We start from the raw sequence: 12,524 nt of genomic DNA, 5'->3' as shown, positions 1-12,524 counted from the left end.
ATGGAACTGGTTCTCGACATCCAGAACGCCAAGGAATTCGTGCCCACGGAGCTTTGGCACAAGACCTTCAAACAGGCGGGTGGCACGATCGGCCGAGCAGAGAACTGCGACTGGGTGCTTCCGGATCGCAAGCGCCACTTGTCCAAAAGCCATGCGCTGGTGACCTGCCACGACGGTGCGTTTTTTATCACCGACACCAGCCGCAATGGCATCCGGACGAGTGAAAACGGTACGCACCTGCATAAAGGCGAAGCGGTGCGTATTGAACATGACAGCGTTTACTTCCTGGGGAGTTACGAAATTCATGCGCGACTGATCGGTGTACCCACGACCTATGAAGTCGCCAGTCAGGTCGCTGCGGTCAGCGTGATTCCGGACGATGCTTTCCTCGAACTGGATCCGTTGAAGGCCCTTGATCAGCAAGCGCTTGCGAACACCGACATTGATGAATTGATCACGCCGCGCATGCTGATTGGGGATGCCCAACCACGCGCCGACTACGCCCGTATCGACAGGGAAAACCTAAAGGTGCCGCAGTTGGTAGAGGCACCGTCGGAACCGATGCCAGCTCCGGCACAGAACGCTGTAGATCGCCTAAGCCAGGACTTCTGGGAGCGCTTCGGTACCGCATTGGGCATAGACCTGAAGGAGCTGGACCACGATGCGCGCGAAAACCTCGCGCTGGACGCTGCTCGCTTGCTCAATCAAAGCGTCGATGGCTTGCAGCAAAGCCTGCGTACCCACAGCGAATTGAAAAATGAGCTGCGCCTGGCCCAGACCACCGTTCAGGGGATCTACAACAATCCGCTGAAACTCAGCGTCGATGCCGGGGAGGCACTGGGCATTCTGTTGCGGACCAGCAAGCCTGGCCAGTATCCGGCCGAACAGGTTCTCTCCCGGGCATTTCGTGATTTACAGACGCATCAGGTGGCGCTGTTGGCCGCCAGTCGTGCTGCGATTCGAGGGGCGCTCGAGCACTTCTCGCCCTCGCAACTGACCCTGCGGTTTGAGCGCGACCAACAGCCACTGTTCACGACTGCTGGCAGCCGGTGGAAGGCTTATGGCCGTTATCACCAGGCCCTGCGTCAGGACGATGAGTGGAGCGAGCGGTTGCTTGCTCGTGACTTTGCTCAAGCCTACGAAGAACAGGTTCGCCTGATCTCGACCCTTCACGTTGACCAACGGGGATGACGCGCATGTCTCGCTGCTCTTTCGTTGACTTCAAGACATTGGCTGCGCTGGTGATTCTGATCCTGCTGTCAGGTTGTACGTCATTGTCGCCGTACTCGCGCCTGACCAAGCTCGACCTGAAACTCACCGCCAGCGATCAACTGAACCCGGATCTCAATGGACGTCCGTCACCGATCGTCATTCGATTGTTCGAGCTCAAACATCCCGTGGCTTTCGAGAACGCCGATTTCTTCAGTCTGTATGAGCGCGGCAAAGAAAGCCTGGCCCCTGATCTGGTGGTCATTGAGGAGCTTGAATTGCGACCGGGGGAACGCATCGAACTCAAGCTCGCGCTGCAAGCCGATAGCCGCTACGTCGCTGTACTCGCGGCCTACCGTGATCTGGCGCAAACCCAATGGCGATACACCGTGCCAATCACCCCAATGAGCCTCACCGTGACTGATTTGATCCTCGATCAAACCGGTATTCGCAACACCCTAGAAACGCTCGCCAGGACGGATGACTGATCATGAATTCGCATAAAGTCATTTGGCAGGAAGGCATGCTGCTGCGCCCGCAACACTTCCAGCACAGCGACCGCTACTACGATCACCAAATGAAAACCCGCACCCAGTTGCTAGGTGGTTATACCTGGGGTTTCCTGACCCTGGACATCGATGTGCAGTTCCTCAAAATGGGCAAGCTGGTGATCAGCCATGCCAGCGGAGTTTTGCCCGACGGCAGTCTGTTCGAGTTGGGCAGCACGTCGGAGCCGTTGGCACTCGTCCTGCCTCCCAATACCGCAAACACGCCGGCCTACCTGGCGCTGGCACTCGTCACCGGCAATCACATCGAGGCTCGTCGACCCGAGCAGTCGGACGTCCTGGCGCGCTACACCGTGTATGACGCAGCAGTGGCAGACTCCAATGCCGGCGAGGGATCTTCCAGTCAGGTCAGCTGTGCACGCCCGGACTTTCGGCTGTTGCTAGGCGATCAGCAGAGTGATCAGGCGTACGTGAAGCTGAAAGTTTGCGAAGTGCTCGACACCACGCCCGACGGCATTATCAGCCTCGACCCGGACTTCGTTCCCACCTTCATTCAGGCGCATTCCTCCAGTTACCTGCTGTCGTGTCTCAAAGAAGTGATCAGCATGCTCGGTCATCGGGGCGACGCCCTGGCAGAGCGGATCCGCTCGAATGGCAAGGTCGCGGGCGCGGAAGTTGGCGACTTCATGATGTTGCAACTGATCAACCGCACGGAGCTCCTGCTGCGTCACTACCTCGGTCTGGAACAGGTTCACCCCGAGGCCTTGTATCGAGCGCTGCTGATGTTGCTCGGTGATCTGGCGGCGTTTTCCAGTGACAGTAAACGTCCACGTCTGGACAGCCGTTATCAGCACAGCGATCAAGGCTCGAGTTTTCGAAAATTGATGGAAGAGATTCGTCAGGTGTTGTCGATGGTGCTCGAACAGCATGCGATCGAACTGGAGCTGCAAGCGCGGCAGTATGGCATCATCGTCTCGCCTTTAAACGACCACACACTACTAGGCTCAGCGTCGTTTGTACTGGCCGCCAGCGCCCACTGCGACCCGGAGGAATTGCGCCACCGTCTGCCGGCTCACCTCAAGGTCGGTCCGGTAGAAAGCATTCGCCAACTGGTCAACCTGCACCTTCCAGGTATCAAGGTCAGGCCTCTGCCGGTAGCCCCCCGGCAAATTGCCTTTCATGCCAGCAAAACCTATTTCATTCTTGATTTCAGTGCCGAAGACCAGGCGCAACTCGAGCGCTCTGGCGGCTTCGCGTTCCACGTGTCGGGAGAATTTGCCGAGCTTGAATTGAAATTCTGGGCCATCAGGAACTGACCGACATGAGTAAGGATACGGAACTCCAGCATGACGATAGAACCGTCCTGGTGGACCACGACGGCCGCCACCCAGCGTCGAGCCCGCTGACGAATTCGACTACGCCTCCACGCATCGAACAGCTGCAGGACCGGATGATTTATGCGGCTGCCCAGCGCCCGGTTGAAACGTACAACATCGGCTTCAACTCGCTTGTGACAGCGGCGTCCCGACTGCTGTCGCAAGTGGCCCGGCTGAAAAGCGGTGAGGTCTGCGAAGATTTGCAAAGCCTTAACGTTCGCCTGTGTGAAGAGTTGGAAAGCTTCGCAAAAGTAGCGCTGCATAACGGTATCGAGAATGGCCAGGTTTCCTCTGCCCGTTATGTGCTGTGCACCGTGATTGACGAAGCCGTGGTAACGACGCCTTGGGGCAAGGAAAGCCAGTGGTCGCAAACGAGCCTGCTAAGCCGCTTTCACAAAGAAACGTCGGGCGGTGAAAAGTTTTTCCTGCTGCTTGAGCGGCTGTCGAAAGACCCGGCCAAGAACCTGCCGATGCTGGAGTTGATGTACCTGTGCCTGTCTCTCGGGTTCGAAGGTAAATACCGGGTTCAGCCCCGTGGAACCCTGGAACTTCAGCAGGTCAGCGACGCGCTTTACCGGCAGATTCGACATCTGCGCGGTGATGTTTCGCTTCAGTTATCCCCGCAATGGGAAGGCCTCAAGGAGCAACGCAGCAGCCTGGTGCGCATCGTTCCCTGGTGGTGGGTGGCGCTGTTTACGACGGTGTGTCTGGTGGTGATGTATTCAAGCTTCGACCGGGTGCTGGGTGAGCAACGCGACACCGTTGTGCAACCTTTTTTACCGCTTGATCCAGCACCGGTTTCGCCGATGGCGCAGCGGTCAAATAGGGGCGCGTGATGAAAAAACTTTTCAAAAAAACCGGCATATTTTTGCTTCAGACCTGGGTCTGGAGCTTGTTGCTGGTCTTCTCGATAGCGCTGTTGGTGTGGGGCCTGGGCCCGTTGCTGGCAGTGGATGACCATAAATTCTGGGAAAGTGCCACATCACGGCTGCTGACAATCAGCGTACTGAGCCTGCTCTGGGGACTGAGCATGGTGTACGTCAACTGGCGAGTAGGCATACGCAAGAAAACCATAGAAGACAGTGAAGAAGGCTGGAGGCGCAAAGGCCAGGAAGAGCAAAGCCACACCGAGCGAAAAGAATTGAGGCGACGTTTCAAAGCCGCTTTAGCAACCTTGAAAACCTCAAGCCTCTATCGTGGTCGCAGTGAGCGCTGGCGCGACGATCTGCCTTGGTACGTTTTGCTTGGCCCGCAGAGCAGCGGCAAGACCAGTCTGCTGGTGTCCTCAGGCCTCGAGTTTCCGATCAACACGCTTGACCGCACATCCACCCAAGACGTGCTGCGCACGGAACACTGTGACTGGTATTTCGCCGAGCACGGCATCCTGATCGACACGGCCGGACGCTACCTGAGCCAGCAGGATGGTATGGCTGGCAACACCTGGAAAACGCTGCTCGACCTGCTGCGTCAGCGGCGTCGCAACCGTCCGCTCAATGGCGTACTGGTCACGTTACCGGTACACCTGCTGTTCGGCGCGGACCGGGGCATGCTGGAAAGCGTGGCCGATCAGGTGCGTGCCCGCTTGCAGGAAATTCAGCAGCGGCTGCACGTCAATGTGCCGGTCTACCTGGTGATCACCAAGGCGGATGAACTGCCAGGGTTCGACGAATTCTTCGATCAACTGACCCGTGAAGACAGCGACCAGGTGCTGGGCGCGACTTTGGGTAAAGACCTGCGCGATACGGACGCGAGCATAGTGCGCAGCGAATTCGAAACGCTGCTGCGTCGCCTGAACAGCCAGGTGATCCTGCGCATGCATCAGGAGCGTGACGCTCTGCATCGCGGCCGCATTCTCGACTTTCCGCACCAACTGGGGCTGATCGGCGATGGCCTGTGTCTGTTCGTTGAAAAGGCGTTCACCGGTAATCGCTATCAACGTGTGAGCCAGCTGCGAGGCTTCTACCTGACCAGCGCGCCTCACCTGAGCAACACGCTCCGGGACATGAGCAAGTTCGCCTCGTCAAACCGTCGCATCATTGGCGCACGCTTTATTCACCAGATGATCAGCCGGGTGATTTTCCCCGAGGCTGATCTTGCCGGTCTGGACACGCGCGAGCGCAGACGCATTCATTGGGGCCAGCGGGCTTTGTACCTCGGCGCACTGACTGCATTGGGCGTGTTCGGCCTGTTGTGGGCAGCCAGTTACTCGGCTAACCACGAGCGTTTGGAACAACTGCGTTCACTCGCACAGACCTGGACCCAGCAGCGATCTGAAGTCACTGCAGGTGCTGATTCGATGGCGGCACTCAAGCGACTCGACACTGCTTATGCGGCGACTCGAGTCTTCCCTGAAAGGGAGGATGTCTCGTACCACGAGCGTGCAGGTCTGTATCAGGGTGCCGAAGTCAGACCGATCATTGTGGCGGCCTACGAGCGTGAGCTTCAAACGCACTTGCTGCCAAGCATAGCGACCCTTCTGGAGAGCCAGATCCGCGTCAACATAAAGGATCGCGAACGTCTGCTCAACAGCCTGCGTGCGTACCTGATGCTCAACATGGAAGATCGTCGAGAGGTCGAGTGGCTAAAGGATTGGGTGGCTGCTGACTGGTCCCAGCGTTACACCGGCAACACCGTGGTGCAGAACGCTCTGGCCGACCACTTTGAGCGGTTGTTGAAAAAGCCGTTTGCTTACCCGCTCAACGATCAACTGGTGGCGCAGGCACGTCAGGTACTGCGCAGTGAATCGCTGGCCAACGTTGTTTACCGCACGCTCCGCGAGCAGGCCCGCCATCTGCCTGACTACCGTTTCAGTCAACATTTGGGACCGCAGGGCGCTTTGTTTGTCGGTACCGATTACGTGATTCCGGGGTTCTATACAAAGAAGGCTTACCAGCAATACTTTTCGGTCCAGGGCGCGACGCTAGTCACTGACATCCTGCGTGACAACTGGGTGCTGGGAGAGGGCGCGGGCATCAGCGGCATGGATTTGCGTCGCCTCATGGTCGAGCTGGAGCAGCTGTATTTTCGCGACTACACCCATCTATGGGGCGAAGCGCTCGGGAAGGTTGCATTACAACCCATCACTCACGCCGGCGACGGCGCCGAACAATTGGCCGGCTTGACCTCGGCCAGTTCGCCCTTGCTGCAACTGCTGGTGGAAGTGCGTGAGAACACTCGCTTTGCGGTAATCCCGGAGATCCTTGATGGCGCGGCAGGTGCCGCGGCTGAGCTGGCTGAGAAGGGCGGCAAATTGGGCAAGCTTGCCACGGCAGTGGCGGGCAAGGCCTCCAGCGTGGCAGCGAATGTGGATAAGACTCTACCCGACACCGCCCGCCAATCCCTGCAACGTCGCTTCGAACCATTGCACCGTCTGCTGGATGAAAACGACGGTCCGACCGCGGATTTGACCCCTGTGCTGCAGGCGGTCAATGACGTTCAACAGCAACTGTCTAGCCTGGCCCGCTCCAGCACCCCGGATCACGCAGCGTTTGTCATGGCAAAGACGCGCATGGGCGGTCAGCGTGATGCCTTGAGCCACTTGCGCACGACAGCGGGCCGCTTGCCGCGCCCGATCAGCGCGTGGTTCAACGTGTTGGCCGAAGACAGTTGGCAGCTTGTGCTCAACGATGCGTATCAGTACCTGAACCAGCGATATCAGGGCGTGCTGTACAGCTTCTACGGCAAAGGGATCAACAAGCGTTATCCGTTTAGCGCCCACAGCACCAGCGACGTTGCACTCAACGACTTCCGTGAGTTCTTCATGGCACAGGGGGTTGTCGATCGTTTTTTTGAAAGCTACATGAGGCCTTTCGTCAGCGGCAGTCCAGGCAACTATCGCCTGCGCAGCATTGACGGGCGCAGCCTGCCGATGTCCAGGGTCTACCTCGACCAGATGGCCACCGCTCACGTAATCCGCCAGAGCTTTTTCGCCGAGCATCCGAGCGAGCCTAAAGTGCGGTTCAGGCTGGAGCCATACACCCTCGACCCGTCCGTCAGCCGTTCCGAATTCAAGTTCGGCAACGAGACCATGGAATATCGTCACGGCCCAATCACGCCTGCCTCCTTCACATGGCCGACCGATGCCGAGGGTGGGCGCACCAGCCTCGTCCTCGACAAAATGGTCGGTCGACCGATCGGTATCGAAAAAAACACGGGCCCGTGGTCGCTGTTTCGTTTGTTCGATCTGATGCAGACCGAGTACCTCGACGGTCGTGACGTGATGGTGCTGAAAGCGGACCTGGGCGGTCTTCGCACCAACTACCTCCTGATGAGCCAGCGCATGCCGAACCCGTTCGACATGGGCGTTTTGCGAACCTTCCGCCTGCCGGTGCAGCTCTGATGCAGAGGGTCAGTCCCTGGCGCAGCGCTGCGCGCACCGATAAGGGGAAGATCCGCAGGCGCAACGAAGATGCATTCCTTGACTGCCCACAACAAGGGCTATGGGTGGTCGCGGACGGCATGGGCGGTCATCAGGGAGGTGATATCGCCAGTCAGTTGATCGTCGCCAGCCTGGCGGAATTGCCGGCTCAGGAAAGTTTCGACGATCGGGTCAATGAGGTGCGCAACTGCCTGCGCTGGCTCAATCGTCGATTGGGTCAGGAGTTGACCCTCACCGCCGGGTGCCGCGACAGCGTCATGGGCAGCACGGTCGTGGCGCTGTTGATCGGAGGCAATCGCGCCGCGTGTCTCTGGGCGGGTGATAGCCGCTGCTACTTGTGGAGGGGGCAACGGTTGTTCCAGCTGTCCAGGGATCATTCACTGCAACAGCAATTGATCGATGAGCAGCACATGAGCATCGAGCAGGCCAGGGCGCAACCCGGTGCCCATGCGCTGACCCGCGCCGTCGGTGCGAGCGAACACCTGACCTTGGCCATGCTCGAATTCGAGGTCTATTCGGGCGATGCGTTTTTGTTATGCAGCGATGGTCTTTATCAGGAGGTGAGCGCTGACGGCTTGGCCAGTGCCCTGAGCCAGGTCTCGCCACAGGTCGCGCTGCAGCAGCTGTTCAACGCTGCGCTGGACAGCCCGGCTCGGGACAATCTGACAGCCGTAGTGATTCGACAATGAGTGAGCTTTCACCCGCGTCGACATCCTCCCGAGCTGGCATGGGTGAGTTGCCCGAGGTCCTTGCCGGCCGCTACCGCATCGAGCGACTGCTCGGTGCCGGCGGCATGGGCACGGTCTACCGGGCACGTGATTTGTTGCGCGAACAGTTCGACGATCCCGACCCTTGCATCGCGTTGAAAATGCTCAGCGAAGCCTTCTGTGAATCACCTGACGCCAGCAGCCTGCTCTACAGCGAATTCGCCTTGACTCGGCGCCTGCGCCACGACAACGTCGTGCGTTTGCAAACCTTTGAAGTGGATACAAATTGCCAGCGGGCCTTCATCACCATGGAGCTCATGCGTGGACCGACGTTGGACAAACTGCTTTGCGAGCGGCCCTTGGGACTGCCGTGGGACGAACTGCGCGAGATCGCGCTGCCACTCCTCGACGCACTGGCTTACGCCCATTCCCGTGGTGTGCTGCACGGCGATCTGAAACCGAGCAATGTAATGCTCAGCGATGACGGCGTGCGCTTGTTCGATTTTGGCTTGGGGCAAGCCGAGGAAGGCGTGCTGCCCGGCCTGCCGCACCTGAGCCGCAACCGTTTCAACGCCTGGACTCCAGCCTATGCTGCACCGGAGCTGCTGGAGGGTGAGCCGATGACCTCCAGCGCTGATGTTTTTGCGGTAGCGTGCGTGATCTATGAATTGGCGGAGGGGAGACATCCATTTCGGCGTTTACCTTCGGATAAGGCTCGTGATGAACGACCGCTGGTGAAACTGCGAGCGCCAAGGAACCTGCCGAGACGCTGTTGGGCGGTGTTTCGTAAAGCGCTGGCGTCTGATGTGTCGCAGCGAACTGTCACGGCTGCCGAATTGCGGGAGGTGCTGGGTGGCCGGTCGTTATTTGAGTTGCGGCGTTGGTTCAGGGCACCCCGGCGTTAAAGGTCTGAAAAACTGTAGGGCTGAAGCTCGGCGATTTGCGACAGAATTGTCAGGTGTTCTACGGCTTTTACTTTTTCCAGATGATCGAGGGTATCCGGGCCGCCGAGCATGAACGCTGGAACAAAACCGTACATCTCGTCGTGGCGCAGAGTCCCGAGCTTTTTCTTCGCGGGCTTGAACAGGTCGCCGTAGTTATTGGTGTCTACTTCTCTGGATAACAGAAAGCCTTGTAGCTCTCTATCCATCTCTTCACTATTAAGTTCGAATTTCTGGAAAACACATCGAGAGAGGATGCTTGTTATTTTGAGTGAAAACCCCGTTGTTTCTCCCCAGAGATATAAATCTCCAAAGGCACTACGGGCTATCAAGTGGTATATGTCAAGCTTTTCGAATTTTGTCCCTGTAATCCATGATTCCACAACTTCCTCGTACTCTTGCGGATTGACCAACCAAAATATTCCATCACCGTAGCCGCTCCATCCATGATCGGCCCAATACTCCAACAACAGGTTAGGAATTTTTCCTCTATATCGTTCAATACTTGAAAGCGGGACCTCTTGTCTATCAATAGGCCCGCCAAATTTTTCTATGAATCTAGCAAATACTTTATCCACGTGACGCTCCTTTTGTTTTTAGAGCTTTATGCAAATGAGCATTAAAAGCTGATGCGCTTCCACGCAGGAATATGGGTTTATAGGTCTGAAAAACTATAGGGCTGAAGCTCGGCGATTTGCGACAGGATTGTTAGATGTTCTACCGCTTTTACTTTCTCAAGGTTTTCGAGATTGTCCGAGCCGCCGAGCATGAACGCTGGAACAAAACCGTACATCTCGTCGTGGCGCAAGGTGCCGAGCTTTTTCTTCGCTGGCTTGAACAGGTCGCCGTAATCGTTAGAGTCCACTTGCCTAGACAGTATAAAGGAGCGAAGTCCTTTATCCATTTGCTCTCCTGTATATATAGACGTGTGGGTTGTAAAACGAGAAAGGATGCTGGTTATCTTGAGGGAGGCACCCGTTTGCTCGCCCCAAAGATATAAATCGCCAAAGGCACTGCGTGCAATTAAATGGTAAGTATCAAACGTCTCAAATTTCGTACCTTCAAGCCAGGACGCTACCACACCCTCATATTCTTGCGGGTTCACTATCCAAAAAATGCCGTCTGCATAACCGCACCAACCATGCTCCTCCCAGTATTCAAGTAACTGATTGGGTAACTTTCCTCTGTAGCGTTCGATGCTGGATATCGGAACTTCTTGTCGGTCGATTGGCTTGCCAAACGTCTCCAAGAATATGGAAAATATCTCATCCATTACTTTTCCCTTTAGCACTTATGAAGTTTGACATTGAGGTATGTTCTTTTGCGTAAAGAGGCTGGTGTAGTTTCCGCACTTTCTTTCAATCGTGCGATTTTTGACCGCCATTGAGGGCCGATACTAGAGTTGACCTGTCGATCACCAAAGTCCGCAATGACATCTCTGCCTCCTGCGCTCAAATCAGGATTATGAAGCCCTGCAAGGTTCGACATGGTTTCCTTAGCTTGATTTATGCTCTCTGTTCTTGCAGCTTTGGCGCTCATCGTCTGCAAAAGCTCTTCTTGAATACGTTCTTGCAACTTATTTTGTAGATCCTTTCTAGCCCGCCTAGCAGCTGCCTGACTTCGCTTCACCGGATTCGCAATATTCTCCAGATACTCATCAACCGTCAGCCGATTCAGCCCGTCCTCCTGCCCCTTCAACTGCCGCTCGAACTCTCCGATTTTAGACGCTGGCATCTTGTCCGCTTTAAAGCATTCGACTTTATGAAGCGGCATGGCGTTCGGTTTGTCACGGGGGGTGTTCTTGTCTTTCCCAGAGGGACGATTAGTGGGTGGCTCAGGTTCCTGCCGGGCGAATGCACCTTTGCGCGGTCCGGCGGTTTGTAGGTCGGGTCGTTTTTTCAGTGCGTCTTCGTGCTTGAGCATCCACTGGGCTAACTGCGCACCCTTGGGGCTCGCTCGCATTTCCTGGGCGAGGACGTTTGCGTTTCCTCGACCACGGGTGATATAAGCGACGATGGCTCCCAGCAGCAGGACGACAACCTCCACATGCCCCTGCGCGATGTGATGGGCGGCCCTGTCCTGGGCGAATGGATCGTCCTGGCTAAACGGGTTTAACCCTTCCTCGCCGCGCGCGCCTTCCCACGCGATGTTGATGCCGGTCAGGTAATACTCGCCAATGCGCGGCAAACCCTCGACGAAAACTCGGCAATGGACGTCAGGCCGAGTATGCCCAGTATCCAGGTGCTGACTTGCAAGCCCATTGCCGCGCCGGCGGCACTCATGGGAAGGGCGCCAACTCCGCCGAAAAACGCCCCTGTACCGGCGCCGATGGCGCCACCGACCAGGACGCTACCGGCAACGATCATTGCCATCTGCGTGACGACTTCAATCAATTCGTTGAGGACGCTGGCGATATCGAGGTCAGAGAAACGTTGCCTCAGTAACCGTCCGGCTTCCCATTCCGCTTGAATGAACGCAGACCTGACGCTGCTGATACGACGGATGTTGAGAGAAAGGGAAGGTGCACGCTCATTGAATTGCGTGCGATAGGTGGCACCGCCCTGGTAACCCATCTGCTCAGCAATACGGCTTTCTATCTCGTGCCACGTGGGCACGATTCGCCCTAAAAACATTCGAGTGTCTCCCTGACAATTTCGCCCGTTAGTGCACCAAAAACGCCGGTGTCCATCGCCGGAAGACGCTAACAAGCTATTGAAAGGGGAGATGTAGGAAGGATCGCTGACTGAGGTGGGACGCTTCCGATATTTCAGAATGTTGCATTCGTGACATCACGGGCTGTCTGTGGGAGCAAGCTGTGCTCCCACAGTTGGATATCTCTCTTATGCCTTGACTGGAGGCACCGCTGAGTTCGGTGAGTCGATGTGATCCAGCGCGCGTTCCACGAGTAGATATACCCCGTCGGCCATTCTGCTGATGGCCAAGGCGACCGAGCGGCTTCGGCCTTCGACATCGTCGGCCAGGTTGGCGGCGATGGCGCTTATGGACAGAAGATCTTCGGAGGCGTTGGCGAGGAGGGCTTCTGTGTTGATGTCGTGGGAGACAGTGAAAGGCTCGCCATTTCGGGTTTTAGGCCTGAATACCTTCTGTTCGGTGGATCGCGGGTCTGATGTTTTCAAAGTGATAAACCTCATGGATTGACAAGTGTTTTCCCGAATTACGGACTTGCACATCCGGTCGCCGATTTCACGATGACGGTCAGAGGTTAATGAAGAAGTAGAAATGCGGATAGTTCATGGAGGGCACTGCGTGTTGCAGGAAATTTCCCAGAACATTGAGGGTATCAAGATCAAAAGATCGCAGCCTGCGGCAGCTCCTACAGAAAGCTCTGAGGACCTCGTCTCGTCAATGACTTGGTAGTCATCAGCGTCAAAAACCACGCCATCTTC

At 56.6% G+C, this 12,524-nt stretch carries 9 protein-coding genes and 2 pseudogenes; 7 read left to right on the top strand and 4 right to left on the bottom strand.

Going from position 1 to position 12,524, the window contains the following annotated elements:
* From tagH to ACA063_RS28620, 7 genes and pseudogenes are all read left to right on the top strand, one after another.
* Positions 1–1,191, top strand: coding sequence for a type VI secretion system-associated FHA domain protein TagH (tagH, locus tag ACA063_RS28650; protein ID WP_497664221.1), 1,191 nt, complete (start codon positions 1–3; stop codon positions 1,189–1,191).
* Positions 1,192–1,196: 5 nt separating this feature from the next.
* The gene (gene tssJ / locus ACA063_RS28645) at positions 1,197–1,697 is read left to right on the top strand and encodes a type VI secretion system lipoprotein TssJ (protein ID WP_497664220.1); all 501 of its coding nucleotides are present in this window, start codon (positions 1,197–1,199) and stop codon (positions 1,695–1,697) included.
* A gap of 2 nt (positions 1,698–1,699) precedes the next feature.
* Positions 1,700–3,031, top strand: coding sequence for a type VI secretion system baseplate subunit TssK (gene tssK, locus ACA063_RS28640; protein ID WP_497664219.1), 1,332 nt, complete (start codon positions 1,700–1,702; stop codon positions 3,029–3,031).
* Between the two features lie 5 nt (positions 3,032–3,036).
* Positions 3,037–3,927, top strand: a complete 891-nt coding sequence (icmH, locus tag ACA063_RS28635) for a type IVB secretion system protein IcmH/DotU (RefSeq protein WP_497664218.1) — start codon at positions 3,037–3,039, stop codon at positions 3,925–3,927.
* Positions 3,927–7,430, top strand: a complete 3,504-nt coding sequence (tssM, locus tag ACA063_RS28630; protein ID WP_497664217.1) for a type VI secretion system membrane subunit TssM — start codon at positions 3,927–3,929, stop codon at positions 7,428–7,430. Before icmH ends, tssM begins: the two co-directional genes overlap by 1 nt.
* Positions 7,430–8,158 (top strand): PP2C family protein-serine/threonine phosphatase, encoded by a 729-nt coding sequence (locus ACA063_RS28625; protein ID WP_497664216.1) that lies wholly within the window; start codon positions 7,430–7,432, stop codon positions 8,156–8,158. The genes tssM and ACA063_RS28625 overlap by 1 nt, the downstream gene beginning before the upstream one ends.
* Positions 8,159–8,187: 29 nt before the next feature.
* A pseudogene (locus ACA063_RS28620) lies at positions 8,188–9,081 on the top strand (serine/threonine-protein kinase); the annotation flags it as partial.
* Here the strand turns inward: ACA063_RS28620 and ACA063_RS28615 are convergent.
* The 4 genes and pseudogenes from ACA063_RS28615 to ACA063_RS28600 form a co-directional block, all read right to left on the bottom strand.
* Positions 9,078–9,695: a GAD-like domain-containing protein gene (locus tag ACA063_RS28615; protein WP_497664215.1), complete on the bottom strand. Its 618-nt coding sequence runs from the start codon at positions 9,693–9,695 to the stop codon at positions 9,078–9,080. The pseudogene ACA063_RS28620 and the gene ACA063_RS28615 sit on opposite strands and share 4 nt — an antisense overlap.
* Before the next feature lie 77 nt (positions 9,696–9,772).
* Positions 9,773–10,390: a GAD-like domain-containing protein gene (locus ACA063_RS28610; protein ID WP_497664214.1), complete on the bottom strand. Its 618-nt coding sequence runs from the start codon at positions 10,388–10,390 to the stop codon at positions 9,773–9,775.
* Positions 10,391–10,401: 11 nt separating this feature from the next.
* A pseudogene (locus ACA063_RS28605) lies at positions 10,402–11,750 on the bottom strand (DUF6861 domain-containing protein).
* Between the two features lie 207 nt (positions 11,751–11,957).
* Positions 11,958–12,254, bottom strand: coding sequence for a DUF6124 family protein (locus ACA063_RS28600; RefSeq protein WP_497664213.1), 297 nt, complete (start codon positions 12,252–12,254; stop codon positions 11,958–11,960).
* Positions 12,255–12,524 lie beyond the last annotated feature (270 nt).

Source organism: Pseudomonas sp. LBUM1643, assembly GCF_059716215.1.
This window is presented reverse-complemented; position numbering and strand designations above follow the sequence as displayed.

Excerpts from the sequence above, each read along its gene's own strand:
- tagH (WP_497664221.1), top strand. The coding sequence starts at position 1 with ATGGAACTGGTTCTCGACATCCAGAACGCCAAGGAATTCGTGCCCACG.
- tssJ (WP_497664220.1), top strand. The coding sequence starts at position 1,197 with ATGTCTCGCTGCTCTTTCGTTGACTTCAAGACATTGGCTGCGCTGGTG.
- tssK (WP_497664219.1), top strand. The coding sequence starts at position 1,700 with ATGAATTCGCATAAAGTCATTTGGCAGGAAGGCATGCTGCTGCGCCCG.
- icmH (WP_497664218.1), top strand. The coding sequence starts at position 3,037 with ATGAGTAAGGATACGGAACTCCAGCATGACGATAGAACCGTCCTGGTG.
- tssM (WP_497664217.1), top strand. The coding sequence starts at position 3,927 with ATGAAAAAACTTTTCAAAAAAACCGGCATATTTTTGCTTCAGACCTGG.
- ACA063_RS28625 (WP_497664216.1), top strand. The coding sequence starts at position 7,430 with ATGCAGAGGGTCAGTCCCTGGCGCAGCGCTGCGCGCACCGATAAGGGG.
- ACA063_RS28610 (WP_497664214.1), bottom strand. The coding sequence starts at position 10,390 with ATGGATGAGATATTTTCCATATTCTTGGAGACGTTTGGCAAGCCAATC.